The organism is Mycobacterium sp. GA-1285 (genome assembly GCF_001499905.1).
In the GTDB taxonomy this organism is placed as follows: domain Bacteria; phylum Actinomycetota; class Actinomycetes; order Mycobacteriales; family Mycobacteriaceae; genus Mycobacterium.
The window spans coordinates 143,301-168,487 of sequence record NZ_LQIS01000055.1 but is presented as its reverse complement, the minus strand read 5'-3'; the positions used below and the strand labels follow the sequence as shown (position 1 = coordinate 168,487).

Annotated in this window: 28 protein-coding genes and 1 tRNA gene; 17 read left to right on the top strand and 12 right to left on the bottom strand. The window is 66.6% G+C overall.

Features of this window, described 5'->3' with window-relative positions:
- Positions 1-123 precede the first annotated feature (123 nt).
- Together glgP and AU193_RS22515 are read left to right on the top strand one after the other, a co-directional pair.
- Positions 124-2,775, top strand: coding sequence for an alpha-glucan family phosphorylase (glgP, locus tag AU193_RS22520; protein WP_064424596.1), 2,652 nt, complete (start codon positions 124-126; stop codon positions 2,773-2,775).
- A 149-nt stretch (positions 2,776-2,924) separates the two neighbouring features.
- Positions 2,925-3,668: an MspA family porin gene (locus AU193_RS22515; protein ID WP_082683107.1), complete on the top strand. Its 744-nt coding sequence runs from the start codon at positions 2,925-2,927 to the stop codon at positions 3,666-3,668.
- Positions 3,669-3,683: 15 nt separating this feature from the next.
- Here the strand turns inward: AU193_RS22515 and AU193_RS22510 are convergent, their stop codons facing one another.
- From AU193_RS22510 to AU193_RS22500, 3 genes are all read right to left on the bottom strand, one after another.
- Complete coding sequence (locus tag AU193_RS22510; RefSeq protein WP_064424595.1) at positions 3,684-5,123, bottom strand: neutral zinc metallopeptidase; 1,440 nt, start codon at positions 5,121-5,123, stop codon at positions 3,684-3,686.
- 67 nt (positions 5,124-5,190) lie between these two features.
- Positions 5,191-7,164, bottom strand: a complete 1,974-nt coding sequence (locus tag AU193_RS22505; protein WP_064424594.1) for an ATP-dependent DNA helicase — start codon at positions 7,162-7,164, stop codon at positions 5,191-5,193.
- Positions 7,165-7,182: 18 nt separating this feature from the next.
- The gene (locus AU193_RS22500; RefSeq protein WP_371259274.1) at positions 7,183-8,523 is read right to left on the bottom strand and encodes a nicotinate phosphoribosyltransferase; all 1,341 of its coding nucleotides are present in this window, start codon (positions 8,521-8,523) and stop codon (positions 7,183-7,185) included.
- 21 nt (positions 8,524-8,544) lie between these two features.
- Between AU193_RS22500 and clpS the strand changes: the two genes are divergently transcribed.
- From clpS to AU193_RS22440, 12 genes are all read left to right on the top strand, one after another.
- Entirely contained in the window at positions 8,545-8,859 is a 315-nt protein-coding gene (clpS, locus tag AU193_RS22495; protein WP_064424592.1) for an ATP-dependent Clp protease adapter ClpS, read from the top strand.
- 7 nt (positions 8,860-8,866) lie between these two features.
- The gene (locus AU193_RS22490; RefSeq protein WP_064424591.1) at positions 8,867-9,451 is read left to right on the top strand and encodes a DUF2017 domain-containing protein; all 585 of its coding nucleotides are present in this window, start codon (positions 8,867-8,869) and stop codon (positions 9,449-9,451) included.
- Complete coding sequence (locus AU193_RS22485; protein ID WP_064424590.1) at positions 9,448-10,467, top strand: P1 family peptidase; 1,020 nt, start codon at positions 9,448-9,450, stop codon at positions 10,465-10,467. Before AU193_RS22490 ends, AU193_RS22485 begins: the two co-directional genes overlap by 4 nt.
- Positions 10,468-10,548: 81 nt before the next feature.
- Positions 10,549-10,968 carry a Mov34/MPN/PAD-1 family protein gene (locus tag AU193_RS22480; RefSeq protein ID WP_064424589.1) on the top strand — a complete coding sequence of 140 codons (420 nt, stop codon included), beginning with the start codon at positions 10,549-10,551 and terminating at the stop codon, positions 10,966-10,968.
- Positions 10,969-10,982: 14 nt separating this feature from the next.
- Entirely contained in the window at positions 10,983-11,273 is a 291-nt protein-coding gene (locus AU193_RS22475; protein WP_064424588.1) for a MoaD/ThiS family protein, read from the top strand.
- 10 nt (positions 11,274-11,283) lie between these two features.
- Positions 11,284-12,246: a cysteine synthase gene (locus AU193_RS22470; protein WP_064424587.1), complete on the top strand. Its 963-nt coding sequence runs from the start codon at positions 11,284-11,286 to the stop codon at positions 12,244-12,246.
- Complete coding sequence (locus tag AU193_RS22465) at positions 12,237-12,920, top strand: rhomboid family intramembrane serine protease (RefSeq protein ID WP_064424586.1); 684 nt, start codon at positions 12,237-12,239, stop codon at positions 12,918-12,920. The genes AU193_RS22470 and AU193_RS22465 overlap by 10 nt, the downstream gene beginning before the upstream one ends.
- The gene (gene murI / locus AU193_RS22460) at positions 12,917-13,750 is read left to right on the top strand and encodes a glutamate racemase (RefSeq protein WP_064424585.1); all 834 of its coding nucleotides are present in this window, start codon (positions 12,917-12,919) and stop codon (positions 13,748-13,750) included. Before AU193_RS22465 ends, murI begins: the two co-directional genes overlap by 4 nt.
- A gap of 58 nt (positions 13,751-13,808) precedes the next feature.
- Positions 13,809-14,585, top strand: coding sequence for a cyclic nucleotide-degrading phosphodiesterase (locus AU193_RS22455; protein WP_064424584.1), 777 nt, complete (start codon positions 13,809-13,811; stop codon positions 14,583-14,585).
- A gap of 39 nt (positions 14,586-14,624) precedes the next feature.
- On the top strand, positions 14,625-15,407 hold the full coding sequence (rph, locus tag AU193_RS22450) for a ribonuclease PH (RefSeq protein WP_064424583.1): 783 nt from the start codon (positions 14,625-14,627) through the stop codon (positions 15,405-15,407).
- Complete coding sequence (rdgB, locus tag AU193_RS22445) at positions 15,404-16,012, top strand: RdgB/HAM1 family non-canonical purine NTP pyrophosphatase (protein WP_064424582.1); 609 nt, start codon at positions 15,404-15,406, stop codon at positions 16,010-16,012. The genes rph and rdgB overlap by 4 nt, the downstream gene beginning before the upstream one ends.
- Positions 16,013-16,055: 43 nt before the next feature.
- Complete coding sequence (locus AU193_RS22440) at positions 16,056-17,516, top strand: MFS transporter (protein ID WP_256364343.1); 1,461 nt, start codon at positions 16,056-16,058, stop codon at positions 17,514-17,516.
- Here AU193_RS22440 and AU193_RS22435 read toward each other — a convergent pair.
- Genes AU193_RS22435 through AU193_RS23705 form a run of 3 tightly spaced genes read right to left on the bottom strand, consistent with a single transcriptional unit; the run spans position 17,494 to position 18,540 of the window.
- Positions 17,494-17,826 (bottom strand): DUF3817 domain-containing protein, encoded by a 333-nt coding sequence (locus AU193_RS22435; protein WP_064424580.1) that lies wholly within the window; start codon positions 17,824-17,826, stop codon positions 17,494-17,496. The two genes, AU193_RS22440 and AU193_RS22435, sit on opposite strands and share 23 nt — an antisense overlap.
- On the bottom strand, positions 17,823-18,200 hold the full coding sequence (locus tag AU193_RS22430) for a hypothetical protein (RefSeq protein WP_064405484.1): 378 nt from the start codon (positions 18,198-18,200) through the stop codon (positions 17,823-17,825). The genes AU193_RS22435 and AU193_RS22430 overlap by 4 nt, the downstream gene beginning before the upstream one ends.
- Entirely contained in the window at positions 18,181-18,540 is a 360-nt protein-coding gene (locus tag AU193_RS23705; protein ID WP_253868019.1) for a hypothetical protein, read from the bottom strand. The genes AU193_RS22430 and AU193_RS23705 overlap by 20 nt, the downstream gene beginning before the upstream one ends.
- Before the next feature lie 505 nt (positions 18,541-19,045).
- Here AU193_RS23705 and AU193_RS22420 point away from each other — a divergent pair.
- Positions 19,046-19,127: transfer RNA gene (locus AU193_RS22420), tRNA-Leu, on the top strand.
- Between the two features lie 91 nt (positions 19,128-19,218).
- Here the strand turns inward: AU193_RS22420 and AU193_RS22415 are convergent.
- The 3 genes from AU193_RS22415 to AU193_RS22405 form a co-directional block, all read right to left on the bottom strand.
- The gene (locus AU193_RS22415; protein WP_064424578.1) at positions 19,219-19,710 is read right to left on the bottom strand and encodes an SRPBCC family protein; all 492 of its coding nucleotides are present in this window, start codon (positions 19,708-19,710) and stop codon (positions 19,219-19,221) included.
- Positions 19,711-19,745: 35 nt separating this feature from the next.
- Positions 19,746-19,964 carry a hypothetical protein gene (locus AU193_RS22410; protein WP_064424627.1) on the bottom strand — a complete coding sequence of 73 codons (219 nt, stop codon included), beginning with the start codon at positions 19,962-19,964 and terminating at the stop codon, positions 19,746-19,748.
- Between the two features lie 87 nt (positions 19,965-20,051).
- Entirely contained in the window at positions 20,052-20,336 is a 285-nt protein-coding gene (locus tag AU193_RS22405; RefSeq protein ID WP_064424626.1) for a WhiB family transcriptional regulator, read from the bottom strand.
- Between the two features lie 154 nt (positions 20,337-20,490).
- Here AU193_RS22405 and AU193_RS22400 point away from each other — a divergent pair, with 154 nt between their 5' ends.
- On the top strand, positions 20,491-21,120 hold the full coding sequence (locus tag AU193_RS22400; protein ID WP_064424577.1) for a TetR/AcrR family transcriptional regulator: 630 nt from the start codon (positions 20,491-20,493) through the stop codon (positions 21,118-21,120).
- Positions 21,121-21,148: 28 nt separating this feature from the next.
- On the opposite strand, the gene AU193_RS22395 is transcribed toward AU193_RS22400, so the two are convergent.
- Positions 21,149-22,000, bottom strand: coding sequence for a helix-turn-helix domain-containing protein (locus AU193_RS22395; protein ID WP_064424576.1), 852 nt, complete (start codon positions 21,998-22,000; stop codon positions 21,149-21,151).
- Between the two features lie 24 nt (positions 22,001-22,024).
- Between AU193_RS22395 and AU193_RS22390 the strand changes: the two genes are divergently transcribed.
- On the top strand, positions 22,025-23,287 hold the full coding sequence (locus AU193_RS22390; protein ID WP_064424575.1) for an amidohydrolase family protein: 1,263 nt from the start codon (positions 22,025-22,027) through the stop codon (positions 23,285-23,287).
- Positions 23,288-23,299: 12 nt separating this feature from the next.
- Here the strand turns inward: AU193_RS22390 and AU193_RS22385 are convergent, their stop codons facing one another.
- Together AU193_RS22385 and AU193_RS22380 are read right to left on the bottom strand one after the other, a co-directional pair.
- Positions 23,300-24,373 (bottom strand): hypothetical protein, encoded by a 1,074-nt coding sequence (locus AU193_RS22385; RefSeq protein WP_064424574.1) that lies wholly within the window; start codon positions 24,371-24,373, stop codon positions 23,300-23,302.
- Positions 24,374-24,389: 16 nt separating this feature from the next.
- Complete coding sequence (locus AU193_RS22380) at positions 24,390-25,178, bottom strand: SDR family NAD(P)-dependent oxidoreductase (RefSeq protein WP_064424573.1); 789 nt, start codon at positions 25,176-25,178, stop codon at positions 24,390-24,392.
- Positions 25,179-25,187 lie beyond the last annotated feature (9 nt).

The window sequence follows — 25,187 nt, the reverse complement described above, 5'->3', positions numbered from 1 at the left end:
CAAGCCTCGCCGCGCCCTATACCCACGTTAGTGCGCAGCCCAACCCGAAGCGCGGCAAGCAGTGCGCCCGGGCCCCCTGCGAGCCGGCGGATTGTCAGTAATGTTGTCTCGCGTGATGGCCCGATGAAAGCGCTGAGAAGGTTCACTGTCCGAGCGCATCTGCCCGACCGGCTGGTGGCGCTCGAACGGTTGTCGATCAACCTGCGCTGGTCCTGGGATCGGCCGACGCAGGAGCTGTTTGAAACGATCGACCCGGAGCTGTGGAAGCGGGTCGGTTGCGATCCGGTCGGCCTGCTGGGGCAGGTCAGCCCGCGACGGCTGGACACCCTCGCCGACGACGAGGCGTTCTTGCGCCGCCTCGACGGGCTGGCCGCCGATCTCGACGACTATCTGAACCGGCCGCTGTGGTACCAGCACGAGATCGAACGCGGTGCCCAGGTGCCCAACGGCATCGCGTACTTCTCGATGGAGTTCGGGGTGGCCGAGTCCCTACCGAATTACTCCGGCGGACTCGGCATCCTCGCCGGTGACCACCTCAAGGCGGCATCGGATCTCGGCTTGCCGCTGATCGCCGTCGGACTGCTCTACCGCTCGGGTTACTTCCGGCAATCGCTGACCGCCGACGGCTGGCAGCACGAGAGCTACCCGGCCCTGGACCCGCAGGGGCTGCCGCTCCGGCTGCTCACCGACCGCGACGGCCAACCGGTGCTTGTCTCGGTTGCGATGCCCAGCGAAAGCGGATACGACAATCAGCTGCGGGCGCGGGTGTGGATCGCCCAAGTGGGCCGAATTCCGTTGCTGCTGCTGGATTCCGACGTCCCCGCGAACGACCACGATCTGCGCGGTGTGACCGACCGGCTCTACGGCGGCGACCAGGAACACCGGATCAAGCAGGAGATCCTCGCCGGTATCGGCGGAGTCCGGGCGATCCGGGCGTTCATCGAGTTGGAGAGGCGGCCCTCGCCAGAGGTGTTCCACATGAACGAGGGACACGCCGGCTTCCTCGGTGTGGAGCGCATCCGTGAACTCATCGACGCCGGGCTCGACTTCGACACCGCGCTGACGGTGGTGCGCTCGTCGACGGTGTTCACCACGCACACCCCGGTCCCCGCGGGTATCGACCGGTTCCCGGTGGAGATGGTGCGGCGGTACTTCGGCGGCTCCGTCGATGAGCGCTCGCGCGAAGAGCATGGATCAAGCGGACCGTCCGAAACCTCCCGGCTATTGCCCGGCCTTCCGCTCGATCGCATCATCGCCTTCGGCGAGGAGGACGACCCGACCAAGTTCAACATGGCGCACATGGGCCTGCGTCTGGCGCAGCGCGCCAATGGTGTCTCGTTGCTGCACGGCAACGTCAGTCGGCACATGTTCAACGAGTTGTGGCCGGGGTTCGATCCCGACGAGGTGCCGATCGGATCGATCACCAACGGTGTGCACGCGCCGACCTGGGCGGCGCCGCAGTGGATGGAACTCGGCCGCGAACTGCTCGGCAGCGAGGACCTCAGCAGCGCGCGCGAACCCGCGGTGTGGGGCCGGCTGCAACAGGTCGACACCAGTCGTCTGTGGGGGATCCGCTCGCAGCTGCGCGAGCAGCTCGTCGAGGACGTGCGTGCGAGGTTGCGTCGCTCCTATCTGGAACGCGGCGCCGCCGAAGCCGAGTTAGGTTGGATCACAACAGCTTTCGACCCCAACGTCCTGACGATCGGATTCGCGCGGCGGGTGCCGACCTATAAGCGCCTGACGTTGATGCTGCGCGACCCCGGACGGTTGGAGCGGCTGCTGCTCAACGATCAACGGCCGATTCAGCTCATCGTCGCCGGGAAATCCCATCCCGCCGATGACGGCGGCAAGGCCCTGATCCAGCAGGTGGTCAAGTTTGCCGACCGGCCCCAGGTTCGGCACCGGATCGCTTTCCTGCCCGACTACGACATGTCGATGGCGCGCCAGTTGTACTGGGGATGCGATGTGTGGCTGAATAATCCGCTGCGGCCGCTGGAGGCGTGTGGCACGTCGGGCATGAAGAGCGCGCTCAACGGCGGGCTGAACCTGTCGATCCGCGACGGGTGGTGGGACGAGTGGTACGACGGCGAGAACGGTTGGGAGATTCCGACCGCCAAAGGTCTTGCCGACGAGAATCGCCGTGACGACCTCGAGGCGGCGGCTCTCTACGACCTGCTGGAAAATTCGGTCGCGCCGAAGTTCTATGACCGCGACGAGCGCGGCGTCCCGGCGCGCTGGGTCGAGATGGTGCGGCACACGCTGATCGTGCTGGGGCCCAAGGTTCTGGCGTCTCGGATGGTGCGCGACTACACCAAGAAGTACTACGCGCCAGCGGCACAATCGCTGCGACGCACCGTCGAGCCCGGCGGTGACAGTGAACCGTTCGGCGCCGCAAGGGATCTGGCCACCTACCGGTTGCGTGCCCAGGAATCGTGGCCCAAGGTCCAGATCACCGACGTCGACAGCTACGGACTGCCGGACACCCCGCTGCTGGGCTCGGAGCTCACACTGACCGCCACCGTGTACCTGGCGGATCTGCGCCCCGACGAGGTTGCCGTGCAAGCCGTGCTGGGCCGCGTGGACACCAGCGACCAACTCGTCGATCCAGTGGTGGTGCCGATGGCACACACCGGGTCCGCCGACGGCGGGAAAGAGGTCTTCTCCGCGACCGCGCCGTTGCCCGTCGCGGGACCGGTGGGCTACACCGTGCGGGTGCTGCCGCATCATCCGCTGTTGGCGGGCGACAACGAGCTCGGCCTCGTCACGCTCGCCTGACACCTGGTCTCGAAGTCACCCTCGACGGCGGGCCACATCCCGCGAATGCCCACCTGACCGGGCGATCGGGAGGATTCTGGGAGCATCCGCACGCGGCATACATCGGGCGCGGTAGGTTCCGAAGCGTTGCTAACGATGGAGGGTGGCCAGTGACGATTGGGATTGCGCTGCGGCGAGGCGTCACAGTGATCGCGGTCGCGGGGGTACTTGGCAGCGCGGGCGCAGCTTCCGCATGGGCCGATCCGGAGGCAGAGCCGGTCGTGGCCGAAGTGCCCGCCGAGGGAGCGCCCCCTGCGCCACCGCCTCCGGACGGTGCCGTCGAGTCCACCCCGCCCGCGGTGACCGAGACGCCCGACGGTTGGCGTCTCGAAATGGGCGCCGAGAAAGAGACCCAGGCACCGACACCTCCGCTGACGACTGCGTTGTCGTCACGTGAATATGTCGTCGGCGGCACGTATAAGGGACGGCTGATCGGCCCGGGCGACGAAGCGCCTGAGGGCAGCCTCGAAGTCGGCTACGAGATCGGCTGCGGCATCGACATGAGCACCTCGAACGGCGTCTCTCTGACCGGCACCGCGGGCATCAACCCGTCCATCGGACTACTGGGGCTCACCATCGCCGGTGGTGGAGAGGACTTCGGAATCCTGCCGAGCCTCGGCGGCAATGTCGGCGGCGGTATCACCGTCGGTCTCAAACCGGGTCTGGTCAACGTGGTACCCGTGACGAAGAAGAAGTTCACCGGCGCGGACCCATGGGTGATGGTGAGCAACTTCCGGGTCAAGATCGACGGCTGTGTCGGCGAGTCCTTCATCCGCTCGTATGCGTACCTCAGCCGTACGACGGACCAATCGGAGGCGATCGTGGCCTGGTACGGCGTGACCAAAAAGATCTGAGCAGATCTGAACCACTTAGTCGAAGCGCTTGAAGCAGCGCTCGGTGTCGCCGAGGACGCCCACCCGGAACGCGTCGATGCGTGAGAAGCCCGACGGCACCGACTCGCCGTTGACGTCGCTGGCGACCAAGCCGTTCAAGAGGATGCCCGACACGGCTTCGTCGATGTCGCCTGCGGTCAGAGCGACGGTGTTGCCGTCCGGGGTCGTCACGCTCTTGGAGAGCTTGGTGGTGGCGACACCGGTCAGGCACGCCGTGCGCAGCGCGGCCTCGGCGTCGTCCAGTGCGACGCCGCCGCGCTCGGTCTGGATGGCCTGCATGTACCGCGACACCAGCACCGAGTAAGCGGTGTTGTCACCGGTGGCCAGGCCGACCGGATCATCGACATCGGGTTGAGCGCCCATCATCGCGAGCTCATCGAGGTCGACCGCGATCGTGTTGGTCGCAGGGCAGTAGGACACCGGCGGGCGCGGCCGCGCGTTCGTGCACTCAGGGGAGTCGAAGCTCAACTTCGGCGGGTTGGCGGGCTTGAAGAGGATGTTCATCGCGTCCATCACGGCGCGCACCGACTCTTCGGAGACCGGCCATTCACCTGTCTCGTCCGATTGTAGGAGCACCGGCAGATTCCCCCGGCGTTGACCGATCTCCCGCAAGTCGATGGCCGCGCAGGCCGACGGGCCATCCGTGAAACCGAATTGGAAGGCCGACAGACGTTCGAACGCCGAACCGTGTTCGTCGACACCGACTTCGGGGTCGTCCTCACTCAACAGCGGATCGCGAAACGCGATGACGGCGGCCAACACGTTGTTGAGTCCTTCGCCGGTCGACAGCGTGAAGCGCGGTGAGTCGTCTTCGGCGACCCAGCGCATATAGGCGCCTGCAAGGCAATCGGCCTGTTGTTCGGACACCAGCGTCGGGGTGTCGTCGTCGACCAGGCCCGCCTGCCTCTGCACCGCGTGGCCGTATTCGTGGGCGAGCACCATCGTCACGCCCATGTCGCCGAACTCTCGCCGCAGGCTCGGCACAAGCTCGCCGCGATCCCACCCGATGGTGTTGTCGGTGGTGCAGTAGCCGGCGTTGACCAGTCCGTAGGTGTCGGTGTCGCAGAACACGGTGCTGTCGAATCCGTTGGCGTCCCAGGAATACACGCGATCGACGGGTTCGAACCGACTGTCGAAAGCGTTGCCGTACGCGCCTTCCCAGAACTCTTCGATGTCGCTGATCGCCTGGCGGGCCAGTTCGTCGGAGTCGCTCCCGTCGGTGCCCACCACCACTCGCGCCGGTCCATGCGCTTCCGGACGCAAACCGGTGGGGCCGTCGGTCGCCGGCATGCCCGCGACGCGGAACGGGTCGTTGAACACCGATACCGGCTCGCCTCGCAGCGTTGTGGTGCATCCGGTGATGACGAGAACCGCCAACATCGCGGTCACCGCGCCGACCCGGTGTCGTCGATTCATGGGCGACGCCTTTCCCGTCGAGGCGGCCAACGGGCGCGCACTGAACCGTTGTCAGGATAGAAAACAATCACCGCGCGCGTAGACGTTCGAGTGCCTGACGCACACGGTTGGAGTCGGTGGTCACCCAGAACGGCGGCAGGGAGGCTCGTAGGAACCCGGCGTAGCGGGCGGTGGCCATTCGCGAGTCCAACACGGCGACCACGCCGCGGTCGTCGACGCTGCGCAACAGCCGTCCCGCGCCCTGGGCCAGCAGCAGCGCCGCGTGACTGGCGGCGACGGCCATGAAACCGTTGCCGCCTCGGGCGGCCACCGCCCGTTGCCGGGCCGTCAACAGCGGATCGTCGGGGCGCGGGAACGGAATACGATCAATGAGCACGAGCGACAGTGACGGTCCGGGAACGTCGACGCCCTGCCACAGCGACAGCGTGCCGAACAGCGATGTCTCCGGATCGTCGGCGAACCGCTTGACCAACGCCGATGTGGTGTCCTCGCCCTGACACAGCACCGGAGTTTCCAGACGCTCCCGCATGATCTCGGCGGCCGCCTTGGCCGCACGCATCGAGGAGAACAGCCCCAGGGTTCGCCCGCCCGCCGCGGTGATCAGCGCGGCGATTTCGTCGAGTTGTTCCGCGGAACCTTTGCCGTCACGTCCCGGCGGCGGCAGATGCGCTGCGACGTACAGGATGCCGGACGTCGCATGCTCGAACGGCGATCCGACGTCGATGCCCTTCCACTCGGTCTGCCCGCCCGTCAGCCCCCACGCCGATGCCATCGCGTCGAAGGTGCCGCCGATCGTCAGCGTCGCCGACGTCAGTACCGTCGTCACATTCGCAAAGAGCCTGGTGCGCAACAGCTCCGAAACCGAAAGCGGGGCAACCCGCAACACCGTCCGTACGGATGCGCGCGTGTCCTCACGTTCGATCCACACCACGTCCGTGCGGTCCGGGATCGCCGGTACGAAGGAGTCGAGGACGCGCGAGGCGGCATCGCCGATATCGGTCAAGGCGGTGACGGCTTCGGTGCGCGCGGATGCGGCCGCCGGGTCGCTGGGCGCGGTGTCGATGGCCGACCGCGCCCGGTAAGCGGCGTCGCGCACCGCGGTCAGGTAGGTCGCCAACTCGGCGTCGAGCACGTCGATGCGGCCGGGTTCGGTGTCGTGGATCGCCGACGACAGCGTCGCCGTCGCGGCCTCCAGCCGTTGCGCCAGTTCCTGGTCGACCAGGCGCGCGGCGCGGCGGTGTGCGATGCCGAGCGATGTCGCGGACAACTCGCCGGTGGCCACCGAGGTCACGCGGTCGACCAGCTCGTGCGCCTCGTCGACGATGAGCAAATGGTGTTCGGGCAGCACGGCGGCGTCGGAGATCGCGTCGATGGCCAGCAGCGCATGATTGGTGACGACGACATCGGCACTGCCGGCGCGACTTCGAGCCTTCTCCGCGAAACAATCGGCGCCGAACGGGCACCGGGCCACACCGATGCATTCGCGCGCCGACACGCTGACCTGCGACCAGGACCGATCGGGGACGCCGGGGGTCAGCTCGTCACGATCGCCGGTGCCGGTGTCCGACGACCAGGCGATCAGCCGCTGCACGTCTCGACCCAGGGCACTGGTCGCCACCGGTTCGAACAACTCCTCTTGGGGACGGTCATCCTCGCCGGCGGTGCCTGCCGAACTGCCGATGTGGATCTTGTTCAGGCACAAGTAATTTCCGCGGCCCTTCAACAACGCGAACTCGGGTGTGCGCGGCAGCGCGTCGGCCAACGACTCGGCCAGCCGCGGAAGGTCGCGGTCGACGAGTTGGCGTTGCAGGGCGATGGTGGCGGTGGAGACGACGACGGGTTCGTCGGCCTCGACGGCGCGTGCGATCGCCGGGACCAGGTAGGCCAGCGATTTCCCCGTGCCCGTCCCGGCCTGTACCGCAAGGTGCTCACCGGTGTCGAAGGCGTTGGCGACCGCCTTGGCCATCTCGAGCTGACCCGCGCGTTCGTGGCCGCCGAGACCCGCGACGGCGACGGCCAGCAGTTGGGCGATGTCCGACATGTCGTTCGTGGTGAACCCTTACGTGCCGGGAGGAATCAGCCGCGTCGGCACCGCGGGTTCGCCGCGCGACAGCTTCAGCCCATCCCAGGGCAGGCTCATCAAGCCTTCCCTGACCCGCTCGCGGGCCGCGTCGAGGGCCAGATCCGCAACCGGTTCACCATGCCGTACCAGTGGAACCGTGAGGACTCGCGCGGTGAGGCCGTCGGGTTCGGACGGCGGACGGTGATAAGGAGATACGACCTCCTCGACGATCGTGCCGGTCGGCTTGGCGAACCGCATCGCCTGCTTCCGACCGCCGTGGGATTGCTTGTGGGTACTGCGCTTCTCCACCGGTAGGCCGTCCACCTCGACCAGCTTGTAGACCATTCCGGCGGTCGGGGCGCCGGAACCGGTGACAAGAGACGTCCCGACGCCGTAGATGTCGACGGGTTCGGCGCGCAGCCCGGCGATCGAGAACTCGTCGAGATCGCCCGAGACGACGATCTTTGTCTCGGTGGCGCCGAGGTCGTCGAGTTGAGCGCGGACTTGGCGCGCGAGCACCCCGAGGTCTCCGGAATCGATTCGCACCGCACCGAGTTCCGGACCGGCGACCTCGACGGCCGTCGCCACACCCGCGGTGATGTCGTAGGTGTCCACCAGCAGCGTCGTGCCCACACCCAGCACATCGACCTGGGCTCGGAACGCCGCGCGCTCGTCGGGCCCGTCATGGGTGGTGTGGAGCAAAGTGAACGCGTGCGCGCTGGTGCCGAGGGCCGGAACCCCGTAGTCGATCTGGGCCTGCAGGTTGGACGACCCGGAGAAGCCGGCCAGGTAAGCGGCGCGAGCGGCGGCGACGGCGGCCTGCTCGTGGGTGCGCCGCGAACCCATCTCGATCAGGGACCGCCCCTCGGCCGCACTGACCATGCGGGCCGCAGCCGACGCGATCGCGGTGTCGTGGTTGAAGATCGACAACGCCAGTGTCTCGAGTACGACACATTGGCCGAACGTGCCGTGCACCGAGAGCACCGGCGAACCCGGGAAGTAGAGCTCACCCTCGGCGTATCCGTCGACATCGCCTCCGAATCGGTAGTCGGCCAGATACGCGAGCGTCCCGGGGTCGAGGAAATCCGCGAGCGACGACAGCGCCGCGTCGTCGAATTCGAACTGCGCCAATGCATCCACAAACCGTGCGGTTCCTGCCACCACGCCGTAGCGACGCCCTTCGGGCAGTCGGCGCGCGAAGATCTCGAAGGTGGTGCGTCGGTGCGCGGTGCCGTCACGCAGTGCGGCCGCGAGCATCGTCAGCTCGTATTTGTCGGTGAGCAGGGCCGGGGATGCGGCGGTCACACCGTCACCGTAGTAGCTCGAAGTGCCGGTTATGCGTTGGCTATCCTGAACGACATGGTTACGCCGGCGAAGGCTCGACCGGGAACTCGCGAAGAGCGAGACGTCAAATCTGTCGCGACTGAAGACGCCGCCGCCGACACACCTTGGGTGACCATCGTGTGGGACGACCCGGTGAACCTGATGACCTACGTGACCTACGTCTTCCAGAAGCTGTTCGGCTATCCCGAGGCGCATGCGACTAAATTGATGCTGCAAGTGCACAACGAGGGCAAGGCGGTGGTGTCGGCGGGCAGCCGTGAGGCGATGGAGGTCGACGTGTCCAAGCTCCACGCCGCCGGGCTGTGGGCGACCATGCAGCAGGACCGCTGACAGACTCGTGCGCAAGTGGAAGCGGGTGGAGACCGCCGATGGAGCGCGCTTTCGGTCGGCCATTGCGCCGCACGAGGCCGCCCTGCTGCGAAGCCTCGCCACCTCGGTGGTGGGCATGCTGGAAGAGCGCGAATCATCCGCGCCCGCAGACGAACTCGAAGCGATCACCGGCATGCGTACGGGCAACTCGACACCGCCCGAAGACGACACGATGAAACGCCTGCTGCCGGATTTCTACCGGCCGCAAACAGAGCATCCGGCCGGCTCCAGCGCCGCCCAAAGCCTCAACAGCGCGCTGCGCGGCCTGCATGAGCCGGCCATCATCGATGCGAAACGTAAAGCCGCACAGACACTTCTGGACACCATGCCGGCACAGGGCGGCAAGTTCGAGCTGACCGAGGACGATGCGCACGCCTGGGCCGCCGCCGTCAACGACATGCGCTTGGCGCTGGGCACCATGCTCGCGATCTCACCCGACGGGCCCGACGAACTGCCGCCCGACCATCCGATGGCCGGGCACCTCGACGTCTACCAGTGGTTGACCGTGCTGCAGGAGTATCTGGTGTTGGGGCTGATGGGCAAGTCGAGATGAGTTCGATCACCGACGTGGCCGGCATCCGGGTGGGACATCACCATCGCCTCGATTCGGACGTGACGTTGGGTTCTGGTTGGGCCAGCGGCACCACGGTCGTGCTGACGCCGCCTGGAACCGTGGGAGGCGTAGACGGCCGGGGCGGCGCGCCCGGCACCCGGGAGACCGACCTGCTCGACCCGATCAACTCGGTCCAACTCGTCGACGCCGTGGTCTTGAGCGGCGGCAGTGCCTACGGACTGGCGACCGCCGACGGGGTGATGCAGTACCTCGAGGAGCAGGGTCGCGGCGTCGCGCTGGACGGCGGCGTGGTGCCGATCGTGCCCGCAGCGGTGGTGTTCGATCTCCCGGTCGGCGGATGGCAGTGCAGGCCGACCGCGGAGTTCGGCTACGCCGCGGCCGCAAGCGCGGAGACCGACGTGGCGATCGGCACCGTGGGCGCGGGCACGGGAGCGCGCGCCGGTGTGCTCAAGGGCGGCGTGGGTACGGCGTCGACGGTTCTCGACTGCGGCGTCACAGTGGGCGCCCTGGTGATCGTCAACTCCGCGGGTGAGGTGCTCGACACGACGACCGGCCTGCCGTGGCTGGCGTACCAGATCGAGGAGTTCGGGTTGACTCCACCGCCCGCCGAGCAGATCGCCGCCTACGCCGCCCGGCACCAGGAGTTCAGCCCGCTCAACACGACCATCGCCGTGATAGCGACCGACGCCGTGCTGAGTTCTGCGGGGTGTCGACGGGTTGCCGTTGCCGCACATGACGGTTTGGCGCGCACCATCCGGCCGTGCCACACGCCGCTCGACGGCGACACGGTCTTCGCGTTGGCCACCGGCGCGGTCGAGGTCTCGGCGGATCCGGCCACGCCGGCGTCGATGTCGCCGGAGGTCCCGTTGATCACGCAGGTGGGCGCTGCGGCGGCGGACTGTCTGGCCCGCGCTGTGATGGTCGGGGTACTGGCCGCCGAGTCGGTGGCTGGAATACCCACGTACCGAGACATGTTGCCCGGAGCGTTCGAGTAACCGCGAAACTGCATTCCAGCAGCCGATTACTCGACATTTCGCTGCTGGAATACAGTTTCGGGCAAGAAAGGGGTAGCTGCTGTGTTGGTGATCCGAGCGGATCTGGTCGACGCGATGGTCGCCCACGCCCGCGCCGACCATCCCGACGAGGCGTGCGGCGTGATCGCGGGACCCGAGGGCTCGGACCGTCCGGAACGCTTCATCGCGATGACCAACGCCGAGCGGTCGCCGACGTTCTACCGGTTCGACTCGATGGAGCAGCTGCGGGTGTGGCGGGAGATGGACGACGCCGATGAGGTTCCGGTCGTGATCTACCACTCGCACACCGGGACCGAGGCCTATCCCAGCCGCACCGACATCTCCCTGGCCCAAGAACCCGACGCCCACTACGTGCTGGTGTCGACGCGCCACCCCGAGGAGCACGAACTGCGGAGCTACCGCATCGTCGACGGGGTCGTCACCGAGGAACCCGTCAAGATCGTCGATCAATACCGGACTTAAAAGGAGCCCTTCGCATGTCTGTCGCGTCCGTTTCAGTGTCCATCCCGACCATCCTGCGCACCCACACCGGAGGGGAGAAACGCGTCACCGCGTCCGGCGACACCCTCGCGGCGGTGATCAGCGATCTGGAGGCCAACTACTCGGGCATCTCCGACCGCCTGATGGACAAGGACAACCCCGGGAAGCTGAACCGGTTCGTCAACATCTACGTCAACGACGAGGACGTGCGGTTCTCGGGTGGGCTCGACACCACTGTCGCCGACGGCGACTCGGTGACGATCCTGCCCGCAGTGGCTGGAGGGTAGCGGTCGTTTGATGGCGCGATACGACTCGCTGCTGGAAGCGCTGGGCGGCACACCGCTGGTGGGGCTGCGCCGGCTCTCGCCCCGGTGGGACACCGAGCCCCATGTGCGGCTGTGGGCCAAGCTCGAGGATCGCAATCCCACCGGTTCCATCAAGGACCGTCCGGCGCTGCGGATGATCGAGGAGGCCGAACGACAGGGTCTGCTTCAACCGGGCGCCACGATCCTGGAGCCGACGAGTGGAAACACCGGCATCTCGCTGGCGATGGCGGCGCTGCTCAAGGGCTACCAGATGATCTGCGTGATGCCGGAGAACACCTCGATCGAACGCCGTCAGCTGCTCGAGTTGTACGGTGCGCGGATCATCTACTCGCCCGCCGAGGGCGGCTCGAACACCGCCGTCGCCCACGCGAAAGAGCTTGCGGCACAGAATCGTTCGTGGGTGATGCTCTACCAGTACGGCAACGAGGCCAATTCGTTGTCGCACTACGAGGGCACGGGCCCCGAGTTGCTCGCGGACCTGCCGGAGATCACCCACTTCGTCGCGGGCCTCGGCACCACCGGCACCCTGATGGGGACCGGGCGGTTCCTGCGCGAGCGCAAGCCGGACGTCAAGATCGTCGCCGCCGAACCGCGGTACGGCGAGGGCGTTTACGCGTTGCGCAACATCGACGAAGGGTTCATCCCCGAGTTGTACGACCCGGAGGTGCTCACGACGCGGTATTCCGTCGGTTCGTACGACGCGATCAGGCGCACCCGTGATCTGGTTCAGGTGGAGGGGATATTCGCGGGCATCTCTACCGGTGCGGTGCTGCACGCGGCGCTGGGCATGGCGGCCAAGGCGGTCAAGGCCGGCGAGCAGGCCGACATCGCGTTCGTCGTCGCCGACGCGGGTTGGAAGTATCTGTCGACCGGTGCGTACGCCGGTAGCCTGGATGACGCCGAAGACGCGCTTGAAGGGCAGCTATGGGCATGACCGGCTATCCGGGGACCACACCGTCGCAACCGAGGAAGCGGCCCGCGTGGGTGGTCGGCGCCGTCACCGTCTTCAGCTTCGTCGTGCTGCTGTGGGTCATCGAACTGTTCGACTCGTTGTCGAACCACCGTCTCGACGACAACGGCATCCGGCCGATGGAGTCCGACGGGCTGGTGGGCATCCTGTTCGCTCCGCTGCTGCACTCGAACTGGGATCACCTGATCGCCAACACCGTTCCGGCCCTGGTGCTGGGCTTCCTGATGACGCTGGCGGGGATGTCGCGATTCATCTTCGCGACCGCCATCGTGTGGATCCTCGGTGGTCTGGGCACGTGGCTCATCGGCAACATCGGCATGCACTGCCCGTACGTCGGGGTGCGGTGCGAGGCCAACCACATCGGCGCTTCGGGGCTGATCTTCGGCTGGCTGGCGTTCCTCATCGTGTTCGGGTTCTTCACCCGCAAGGCGTGGGAGATCGTCGTCGGCGTGATCGTGCTGCTCGTCTACGGCAGCGTGCTGCTCGGCGTACTGCCGGGCACCCCGGGGGTGTCGTGGCAGGGCCATCTGAGCGGGGCGGTCGCCGGCGTCATCGCGGCGTATCTGCTGTCCGGCCCGGAGCGCAAGGCTCGCGAGAAACGCAGGAGCGTGGCGTCGAACCCGTACCTGAGGTCATGAACCCGGTCGTGTCTGCGGAGGCGCCCGTCGGCATCTTCGACTCGGGCGTCGGCGGGCTCACGGTCGCGCGCGCGATCATCGACCAGTTGCCCGACGAGAACATCGTCTACGTCGGTGACACCGCCAACGGACCGTACGGGCCGCTGTCCATCCCGGAGGTGCGCGCACACGCGCTGGCGATCGGCGACGATCTCGTCTCGCGCGGTATCAAGGCACTGGTCATCGCCTGCAACACCGCGTCGTCGGCCTGTCTGCGCGACGCCCGAGAGCGCTACGCGCCGGTGCCCGTCGTCGAGGTGATCCTGCCCGCGGTGCGCCGCGCGGTGGCAACCACCCGCAACGGCCGCATCGGTGTCATCGGCACCGCGGCGACGATCGGGTCCGGCGCGTACCAGGATGCCTTCGCGGCGGCCCGCGACACCGAGGTGATCGGTGTGGCCTGCCCCCGATTCGTCGACTTCGTCGAGCGCGGTGTGACCAGTGGACGCCAGGTGCTCGGGCTCGCCGAGGGATACCTGGAACCGCTTCAGCGCGCGCGGGTCGACACGCTCGTGCTGGGCTGCACCCACTACCCGATGCTGTCGGGACTGATCCAGTTGGCGATGGGCGAGAACGTCACGTTGGTGTCGAGCGCCGAGGAGACCGCCAAGGACTTGCTGAGGGTGCTCACCCAGCTCGATTTGCTGCGGCCGCACGACTCCCCGCCGGCGAAGCGGATCTTCGAAGCGACGGGAGACCCTGACGCCTTCACCGCGCTTGCCGTACGGTTCCTCGGGCCGACGCTCGACGGCATTCGACCTGTCCAACGTCACGCCGGCGCGCCGAGATGATTTCGGTCGCTCAAACCGGCCATGTTTTCGTCACAGCTGGATCGGGCATGGCAAGCTAGTGAGCGTGCGAATCACCGTACTCGGTTGCTCCGGCAGTGTTGTCGGACCTGATTCGCCGGCGTCCGGATATCTCGTCACCGCGCCCGATACCCCGCCGTTGGTTCTCGACTTCGGCGGCGGCGTCCTCGGAGCGTTGCAGCGCCACGCCGATCCCAACGACGTGCACGTGTTGTTGTCACACCTACACGCCGACCACTGCCTCGATTTGCCGGGCCTGTTCGTGTGGCGGCGCTATCACCCGTCGCCGGCGCAGGAGCGCGGTATCTTGTACGGCCCCGCCAATACCTGGGCTCGGCTCGGTGCCGCGTCGTCGCCCGAAGGCGGGGAGGTCGACGATTTCTCGGACGTCTTCGAGATCCGGCACTGGGTGCACAATCAGTCGGTGACCATCGGCTCACTGACTGTGACACCGAAGCTCGTCTGCCACCCGACCGAGTCCTACGGCATCCGCATCACCGATCAGCACGACGCGACGTTCGTCTACAGCGGGGACACCGGCTACTGCGACGCCCTCATCGACCTCGCCCGAGGCGCCGACGTGTTCCTGTGCGAGGCGTCGTGGACGCACTCGCCGGATCGCCCGCCGAGACTGCATCTGTCGGGCACCGAGGCGGGCCGCGCCGCCGCCGAGGCCGGCGTCGGCGAACTTTTGCTGACCCACATTCCGCCGTGGACGTCGCGCGAGGACGTCATCAGCGAGGCCAAGGCCGAGTTCGACGGTCCGGTGCACGCCGTCGTGTGCAACGAGACGTTCGACGTCGTGCGCGCGGCCTAGCTGACATCACTAGTCGGAGCCAGCGGATAGGGTTGGCTCGTGTCCCGAAGAGAAGACGGCCGGCTGGACGACGAGCTGAGACCGGTCCGCATCACCCGTGGTTTCACCACCCATCCCGCCGGTTCGGTGCTGGTGGAATTCGGCGAGACGCGCGTCATGTGCACGGCAAGTGTCACCGAGGGTGTTCCGCGCTGGCGCAAGGGCTCCGGAACGGGCTGGCTGACAGCGGAATACGCGATGTTGCCGGCCGCAACGCACGATCGGTCCGATCGCGAGTCGGTCAAGGGCCGTATCGGTGGGCGCACTCAGGAGATCAGCCGGCTGGTCGGCCGGTCGTTGCGGGCGTGCATCGATCTCGCGGCGCTGGGCGAGAACACGATCGCGATCGACTGCGATGTGTTGCAGGCCGACGGGGGCACGCGAACAGCCGCGATCACCGGAGCCTACGTCGCGCTGGCCGATGCGGTGACCTATCTGTCGGCGGCGGGCAAGCTGTCCGACCCACGGCCGCTGTCGTGCGCGATCGCCGCGGTCAGCGTCGGCGTGGTCGACGGGCGCATCCGCGTCGACCTGCCCTACAGCGAGGACTCGCGCGCCGAGGTCGACATGAACGTGGTGGCCACCGACACCGGCACCCTCGTCGAGATTCAGGGCACCGGCGAGGGCGCGACGTTTCCGCGCTCCACACTGGACAAGATGCTCGACGCGGCGATGACGGCGTGTGAGCAGATCTTCGAGATCCAGCGTGAGGCGTTGGAGTTGCCGTATCCGGGGGTGCTGCCCGAGCCGAAAGAAGCGCCCAAGAAGGCGTTCGGAAGCTGACCGAGCTGCTGGTGGCCAGCCGCAACCGCAAGAAGCTGGCCGAGCTGCACCGAGTGCTGGCGGCGGCGGGGGTGTCGGGACTGGCGCTGCTCTCGCTCGACGACGTGCCCGCCTTCGACGAGGCGCCCGAGACGGGGGCGACATTCGAAGAGAACGCGTTGGCCAAGGCGCGCGACGCTCATCGCGCGACGGGTCTGGCGACGGTCGCCGACGATTCCGGGCTGGAAGTCGCCGCCTTGAACGGAATGCCCGGGGTGCTTTCGGCGCGATGGGCGGGCCGGCATGGGGACGACGCCGCGAACACGGCACTGGTGTTGGCGCAACTCGCCGACGTCCCCTCGGAGAGGCGCGGCGCGGCGTTCGTCTCTGCGTGCGCGCTGGTGCACGACGCCGGCGAGGTGGTCGTGCGGGGGGAGTGGCCGGGCAGCATCGTCCGCGCGCCACGCGGGAGCGGCGGATTCGGGTACGACCCGGTGTTCCTGCCCGCCGGGTCGACGCGGACCGCCGCCGAACTCCAGCCCGCGGAGAAGGATGCGGTGTCGCACCGTGGCCGTGCGCTGACGGCGCTGCTGCCCGCGCTGCGCGAGTTGGCCGGTCGAACCTGAACGCGAATTTTGTATAGGTCAACTAAGCGGTAGCATGCCCGGGGTGCGTCGCTCCTCCGTCGAATCCGATGTCGGCAGGACGCGGCACCCGGCGATCGTCGTGGCGGTGCTGGCTGCGGCGGGCATCAGTGTGTCGCTGATGCAAACGCTCGTCATCCCGCTCATCCCGGAATTGCCCACATTGCTGAACACCGGCGCATCGAACGCGTCGTGGGTGATCACCGCGACGCTGCTGACGGCGGCGGTCGCGACACCGATGTTCGGCCGGCTCGGCGACATGTACGGACCCAAACCCATCCTGATCATCTGTGCCGTGCTGCTCACGGCGGGTTCGTTGATCGCGGCGACGACTACGGCGCTGATCCCGGTGATCGTGGGCCGGGGGCTACAGGGCTTCGGGATGCCGATCATCCCGCTGGGCATCAGCGTGATGCGCGCAGCGGTGCCGGCTCATCGGGTCGGCACCGCGATGGGACTGATGAGCGCGTCGCTGGGTGTCGGTGGCGCACTTGGACTTCCGCTGTCGGCGATGATCGCCGATCGCTTCGACTGGCACGCGTTGTTCTGGTTCGGCGCCGCACTCGGGGTCCTCTCGGCGGTGTCGTTCGCCGCACTGGTGCCGCGGCTGCCCTCGGTTTCGGCCGACCGGTTCGACGCGCTGGGCGCGATCGGTCTCGCGGGCGGGCTCGTCACGCTGCTGCTGGGCATCTCCAAGGGGGGAAGCTGGGGGTGGACCAGCGCGATCACCGTGACGATGTTCGCCTCGTCGGTGGTGATCTTCGGTGTGTTCGCCCTGTGGCAGTTCCGAACGGCCGCCCCGATCGTCGATCTGCGCACCACGCTGAAACGGCCGGTGCTGACGACGAATCTGGCATCGATCGCGGTGGGCTTCTCGCTGTTCGCGATGTCGTTGATCGCGCCGCAGATCCTCGAGATGCCCGTGGGGTCGGGCTACGGCCTCGGCCAGTCGATGCTGCAGACGGGTCTGTGGCTGGCCCCCGGCGGGTTGGCGATGATGTTGACGTCCCCGGTGGCGGCTCGGATCGCCGATGCGCGCGGCCCACGGTTCACGCTGTTCGTCGGATCGACCGTGGTGGCGATCGGCTATCTGTCGGGACTGGTGTTGATGAACAGCCCCTGGCAGCTGGGCCTGTTCAACGTGATGGTGAGCGTCGGCGTCGGTTTCGCGTTCTCGTCGTTACCCGCGTTGATCAATGCGGCGGTCCCGGTGTCGGAAACGGCGGCCGCCAACGGGATCAATGCACTCGCACGGTCGCTGGGCACATCGATCTCGAGCGCGGTGATCGGTGCGGTGCTGACCGTGATGACCACGACTGTGGTTGGACAGCAGGTGCCGTCGCTGGCCGGTCTGCGGGTGGCGCTGTTGATTGCGGCTGGTGCGGCCGTCGTCGCCGCGCTCACTGCGCTCGTGATCCCGAAAATCGGTGAAATGAACGAGTCAGAACCGGATCTGGCCTTGGCTACAGACCGTAGCGGTCCTTGATCTCCCTGGTCTGGACCTGCTCGACGATGATGCCGACGAGTGGAATGGTGCCCGCGAACAGTACGCCGATGGTCTTTCCGATCGGCCAGCGCACCTTGACCGCGAGGTTGGCGGTGAAGAGCAGGTACACGAAGTAGACCCAGCCGTGGACCACCGCGATCCAGTTCAGGCCCTCGACGTGGTAGACGTACTTCATCACCATCTCGTAGCAGAGCGCGATGAGCCAGATGCCCGTCGTCCAGGCCAGCACCCGGTAGCCCAGGAGTGCCTTGCGGACGTTTTCGGCGGAGGTGATCGGCGGTTCGGTCATGTGGCCGGGTGTTCCTTGTCCTTCTCGGCGAGCTCGGCCAGATAGGCGTTGTACTCGCGCAGTGCGGGGTCGTCGACATCGTCGTCGAATCGGGTTGTCGCTGAGGGCTTTTGCGGGAGCAGATCCTCGGGGATCTCGGTGAGGTCGCGTTTCGCGGGCTCGGGCGGAGCTTCCTCGTAGCGCACGAACTTGTAGTAGGCGTACACGACGAAGCCGGCGAACAACGGCCACTGCATCGCGTAGCCGAGATTCTGGAAGCTGCCCGAGGCCGATTCGAAGCGCGTCCACTGCCACCACGCCAGCGCGAGGCAGCCGACGGCGCCGACGATCACCAAAGCGATGAGCGCCGGCCTCCTACGCCGTGTAGTGGACATCTTCCAACGGTACCGCGACGTCCTTGGGGCCGACGAACTCGTCGAGGCGGGCGGTGGCGGCCTTGCGGTAGACCGAGACGATGTACCTGCTTGACCGTGTCCACGGGATGTCGAGCTTGTCCAGCGCGCTCGTGAACAGGCCGAGGATGTCCTCCGAGCGGTTGGAGAAGTGGTACCGGATGCTGCGTATGCCGCGATCGTTGGCGACGACGCGACAGCCGTCGCTATGGATCAGACCGATGATGAACTCCTCGGTCGCCTGATCGACGAGCGCCTGCTGCCACGGTTCAAGCGCGATACGCCGCGTGTGCTTCCTTCCTGGACCGTGTTGCGGGAGCAAGCATGGCCAGTGTTTGGAGTAGAGCCCGACTTCGACGCAGTTTTTCGGTAGTTGCTGAACGGACGCACGCTGTCCGGGCATCAGCTGATCGATTGCCTGGCGACAACGATCGATGATCGCCGGGTACTTACTGTCCAGGACGATCCTCAACCGCCAGACGCGTCTTGAGCGCGAGATGCATCCGTCGCCGAGGTAGAGACCGAGCAGGTACGCGTAGGCGGGTGGCGCGATGTCGTTGAAGTCATGAAAGGTGCCGCACCGAGCACTGTTGGACGGCCGTGAGCGACGCTGAGGACGACGACGCCAATCTTGAATCGTCGGACGCGGAATCCCTAGCAGGCGAGCGATCGCGCAATCTTGACGCCAGCCGCGATGAGCCGCTTAGCGGCGTTGAACTCGTCGGCAGAGCGCACGGCAGCCCCTTCCACACGGCTACAACAGACCGTATTGGGCAGGTCCGACAGGCGGGGCGATCGTTGTTGCGAGGTACGATCGCCACGCTCATGCGCGAGTGGCGGAATGGAAGACGCGATGGTTTTAGGTGCCATTGTCCTTTGGACGTGGGGGTTCGAGTCCCCCCTCGCGCACTGAATTCGCTACGCAGTGCTCTGGATTGGTCGAGCCGCCCGTCCGCCCAGCTGTCGGTGCCTGGCGAAGGCGATCGCGAAGCATTAGAAGCTACCTAGCGGCGAAGAACTTCTGCCCGTCGCTGGGAATGCGCCCGAAGCCTGCCTTGAGTAGTGGCGCCAATACTTTGACGGGCAAGGTCATCGCGTTCTTCGGTTCGATCGCGACGACCCAGGTGAACCGTGTCTGGTCGCCGTCGGCCTCGACGATGTAATCCTCGGCGAAGCGTTTGAACAGCGGCAACGTCGACTCGTAGACGTAGAAGGACTTCTGATGGCCCTCGTCCCATTCGAAGAAGCGCTCACGCAGGATGGCGCCGCCGAGGGCGGTCACGTCACGGGTGGTCCCGACTCCGAACGGGCGCGGTGATGTCCAGGTCACCTTCTTGACCGCGGGCCCCCACGCCGCTAGCGACTCGTCGGACGTCAGCGACTTCCATACCCGTTCCGGGGTTGCGGCGTAGCGCTTCTCGTAGCGGAAGACGTGGGGCGCAGAAGCCAGGAAGTCAGCGTCGGCGGATAGCAGCGGGTACCAGCGGGCCACAGCTGGACATCATCGCAGGCTTGTACCGGCGCGTGTCAGTCGTCCGCGCTCTGCTTTCCGAAGCAGACCAGGCTTGCGGCGAAGCTGAATGCGGCGACCAGACCCGCGGCGGCGGCCAACGGTGTGTCGGACGCACCCCAACTCGCCACGCTCACCGCGACCGCGATGATCGCGGTAAAGATGAGGAAGAGGCCTGTCGTGGCGACCGCTTCGGCGGCCGGACTGTCGGCGGGGGCGAGGGCGCGCTCGCGCATCGAGGTCTCCTGGTAGCTCGCGGAATCGGTTGCGCAGAGGTTGCCCGCTGGCAACGCCGGTGAAACCCTCGATCTCGAATATGCGGTTCAGCCCGCCTGTCGAACGGTGAACCCATTGCGCTCGGCCAGCGACCGCAGTTGCCGCAACGCGAACTGGCGGGCCCGGCCGGCGTCGGGAAGGTAGATGCCGGCCCACACGCCGACCGCTCCGGGCGTTCGACACGCCTCCTGCGCGCAGAGCCACCGGCGGGGGCACGCGCGGCACAACTCCTTGGCGCCTTCGTCGGCCCCCAGGGTCCACCGGTCGGGAGCTTGGACGCAGGGGCCGATCGACCCGTCGTGGGGCGCGTCAACCGGGGCGGGACGCGCCATTCGGCCGGTCGGCCGCTCGTCGACGGGCATCTGCGTCTCCTCTCGGTCGGGACGGTCCTTGACGATCAGGCAGACAATACACATGTATCGGCTTCTCGCAATACAGGCGTATTGGCTACTGTGTGGGGGTGAGCACTGCTACCTGCGGATATTTATGACGGCGGCACCGACGGACCAACGGACCTCCGGTGGTCATCAGCGTTCGAGTGTCGACCGGATCCGGGAAGCGGCGCTCAAGTGCTTCGCGGCCCGGGGCACGTCCGCGACTTCGCTGCGCGCCGTGGCTGCGGAGGCCGGCGTCTCACTGGGATTGGTGCAACACCACTTCGAGACCAAGGCGAACCTGATCAGGGCCGTCGATGATCACGTGCTCGAGGTGATGGGAACAACGCTTGCGCAACCCATTTCCGAACCCACGGTCGACACCATCACCGATGTCGGCAACAGAGTGACCTCGCTGGTAGCCGGCGAGCCCGATGTGGTCGCCTACGTCGGACGTGCGCTCACCGACGGCAGTTCGCTCGGAGGCCAGGTGTTCGACACGCTGGCGACTTTGGGTGCGGCGCGTTGGAAAGCACGTCGGGAACTCGGACTGACTCGCCCCGATCTCGACCCGACGTGGGGCGTGCTGAACCCGCTCGTGCTGGCTCTCGGCGCCTGGGTGCTGCGCGACCACATCGAGCGGCACCTTCCCGAGCCGTTCGACACCCCGTCGCAGCTTCGGCGATGGGAGGACGCGGTGAATGCGCTGCTTCGTAACGGGCAGATGCGTCACGATGCGTGACGGTTGGCCGTATCACAGCTTCGCCGTATCACAGCGATGTGCCGCCGACCCGCTTGCGGTAGCTCGTCGGCGTCTCTCCGCAGAATTGCGTGAAGGCCCGGCTGAAAGAGCTGAGGTTGTCGAACCCGACGGCAGACGACGTCTCCTGCACCGACTGACCCGGGGCTGCGAGCAACGCCATGGCCTTGAGCATCCTGGCGTGCAGAAGGTATGTGCGCCAGGACAATCCGACCGAATCCTGGAACAGGCGTCGCAGCGTCCGCTCCGACACCGAAACGGCCCGGCTCACCTCGTCGGCGCTGACCCCGTCGAGATGTTCCTGGGTGTAGGCCATCGCGGCGGCGACGATGGGGTGTTCGGAACTGGGCAGGCTCAACGGCGCCTCGTGGTCGAGCGCCTCGGCCACCAGGTTGGCGAGGGTGCGGAAGAACGCGTCGGAAATCTCGTCGCCTTCGGCGCGGTCGATGGGCCAGCGCAGCGCGTAGATCATCATCTCGCGAATCAGGGGGGACACCGCGAGTATGCGCGCACGGTCACCCGCCTGCGGGATCAACTCGGGGTCGAACATCACCGCGACGGTCCGGACGTCGGGGTTCATGGTGGCCTGATGTTCGAGCCCGACGGGGATCCACGCGGCTTGCTGCGGCGGCAGCAGGTAGTGCGCCGAGTCGGTTTCCACCTCGACCACCCCGCCGAGCGCGTACTCGATTTGATGCACATCGTGCGAGTGCCAGCCGGTGATCAGCGCGTCACCCTCGTACAGGTAACTGCCACCCAGCGCTCGACCGCCTTGCCGGAGATCGATGACGCGCCGGGACGCACCCCCGGCCAACGTGGCCGGACGGGTCAAACCTCTGTCCGATAGCGCAGAGACGGTCACGGTGCTACACGGTACTACTGGGGTATGAACGTTGACGACCTGATCCTGGTGAGCATCGATGACCACGTTGTGGAGCCGCCGGACATGTTCCTTCGGCATGTCCCCGCCAAGTACAGAGACGAGGCGCCGATCGTGGTCACCGACGACAAAGGTGTGGACCAATGGATGTATCAGGGTCGTCCGCAAGGCGTCAGCGGGTTGAACGCCGTGGTGTCATGGCCGGCCGAGGAGTGGGGACGCGACCCCGCCGGCTTCGCCGAAATGCGTCCCGGCGTCTACGACGTCAACGAGCGGGTGCGTGACATGAACCGCAACGGCATCCTCGCGTCGATGTGCTTCCCCACGTTCACCGGCTTCTCGGCGCGGCACCTCAACATGCACCGCGAAGAGACCACGCTGGTGATGGTGTCGGCTTACAACGACTGGCACATCGACGACTGGGCGGGGTCCTACCCGGACCGCTTCATCCCGATCGCGATCCTGCCGACGTGGAACCCGGAGGCCATGTGTGCCGAGATCCGGCGCGTTGCCGCGAAGGGCTGCCGTGCGGTCACGATGCCGGAACTTCCCCATTTGGAGGGACTTCCGAGCTATCACGACGACGATTACTGGGGACCCGTGTTTCGGACCCTGTCCGACGAGAACGTGGTGATGTGCCTGCACATCGGTACCGGATTCGGCGCGATCAGCATGGCGCCCAACGCCCCGATCGACAACCTCATCATCCTTGCCACCCAGGTGTCGGCGATGTGCGCGCAGGATCTGTTGTGGGGTCCGGCGATGCGCAACTATCCGGACCTGAAATTCGCCTTCTCCGAAGGTGGTATCGGATGGATCCCGTTCTACTTGGACCGCAGCGACCGCCACTACACGAACCAGAAGTGGCTGCGACGTGACTTCGGGGACAAGTTGCCATCCGAGGTGTTCCGCGAGCACTCGTTGGCCTGCTACGTCACCGACAAGACGTCGCTGAAGCTGCGTCACGAGATCGGCATCGACATCATCGCGTGGGAATGCGACTATCCACACTCCGACTGCTTCTGGCCCGACGCGCCCGAGCAGGTGCTCGCCGAACTCAACGCGGCCGGCGCCTCGGATTCCGACATCAACAAGATCACCTGGGAGAACTCCTGCCGGTTCTTCAGCTGGGATCCGTTCAAGCTCACACCGAAGGAGCAGGCAACCTCGGGTGCATTGCGCGCCAAGGCGACCGACGTCGACGTGTCGATCCGGCCGCGCAAGGAATGGGCGCGGCTCTACGAACAGAAGCAGCTCGCCAAAGCGTGACGGCGCGGGGGCTCACCACACCAGCCCGCGAACCATTTCGGCCGGGGGGATGTCTTCCACGGCGATGATTCCCCGCGGCGCCCGGCACACCCAGTCGATGACGTTGACGACGCGGGCCGCGGTCGAAACGCATCCGGCCTCGGTGACATCGAGCACCGGGTGAGAGAGCAGCGTATTCACTTCGATGCGCGGCTCGCCTTCCACGATCACCTTGTGCACGCCGGAGTGCCCCTCGGGTGGGTACTCCCAGTCCGGCGCGGCCGCGGGTGTGAGCCGGGTGGTGTGCTCCACCGTGATGAGGGGCGCGCCGCGCCGAAATCCCTCTGCCGCGAAGCGCACACCCGCCAGTCCGCCGGGTTCGACGGTCATCATCTTGCACTCGATGCGCCGGTCGGTGTACCACGGCTCGAAACGCTCGGTGACATCGTCGAGTTCGACGGCGAGGTGGGCCGCGATGTTGCGCACCAGCCCGCCGAACATCGTCGTGACGACGCCCGGTAGAAACGCCATCGCCGGCTCGTCGCCCGGCTTGCTACCGAATCCCATTGCGGTGCCGGTGTACTCGTAGTCGCCGTAGTTGCCGTAGTCGAAGACCTCCTGCACGGTGACCGACTCCGCGCGGGTCACCAGGCTCAACGCGGCCAGTACCGCGGTGTCGCCGGAGTATCCCGGATCGATGCCGTTGACGTAGAGCGACGAATCGCCCTCTGCACAAGCTTCTTCCAGCGGTACCCGCAGCCAGTCGTCGATCTGACGAGGTGTCACCAGCCACACCATCGATGTGCCGACCACGTTGATCCCGGCGGCGAGGAACCTCGACATCTCCTCGATCGCCTCCATGGGCCGCGTCTCACCCAGCGCGGTGTAGACGACACAATCCGGCTTCAGCGCGATCAGCGCATCGATGTCGTCGGTGGCGGTGACGCCGGTGGGATCGCTCAGTCCGCACAATTCGGCGGCGTCCCGGCCGACCTTGTCGGGGTTGGCGGCGTGCACCCCGACAAGTTCCAGATCGGGACGCCCGATGAGCGCCCGCAACGAGTGCTGCCCGACGTTGCCGGTGGAAAACTGGACTACTCTGCGCATCTCGCGACCGTTCCTATCAGTAATCGGGGATCGGCAGGGGCGAATTGTTCGAGTCGATGCCGCCGTCGACGTGGAAGATCGCGTTCGTCGCGTAGCAGTCACGGGTCGCCAGGTAGACGCACAGCCGGCCGAGGTCCTCGACGCTGCCGAGCCGATGCAGCGGCGTCGCCTCCAGCATCTTCTCTAGCGAGCCCGGCATCAGATCCAAGCTGCTCTGCAGTCCGTCGGTGGCGAACGAGCCCAGCGCGATCGCATTGACCCGGATCTTGGGTGCGAGTTCCTGCGCCATGGCGCGCGTCAGAGCTTCCAGCGCGCCCTTGGCGGTACAGTAGGCGGCCAGCGCTCTGATGCCGAAACGCGCTGAGCCCGATGAGATGTTGACGATCGAGCCGTGGCCCGCCTCGATCATATGGGGTGCGCACAGTTGACTCATGATGAACGCGGAGGTGACGCACCAGTCGAACGTCAACCGGAAGTCTTCGTCGGTGATGTCGAGAAATCGTGCGTAGGTGGACCCGCCCACGTTGTTGACGAGGATGTCGATTCGACCGAAGCGTTCCATCGTGGTGCTCACCACGCGTTCGCCGTCGGAGCGGCTCATCGCGTCGGCGACGAGAGCCAGACCCTTACCGCCGTTGCCCTCGATGCCTTCGATGGTCCCCACGATGTCGGCCTCGGTGCGTGCGGTGCCGACGACCGTCGCACCCGCTTCCGCAAGAACCCTGGCGATGCCCTGTCCGACGCCCTTGCCGGCTCCGGTGACGATGGCCACCTGTCCGTCGAGATTGAACTGTTCCAGCGCCATCCGGACTCC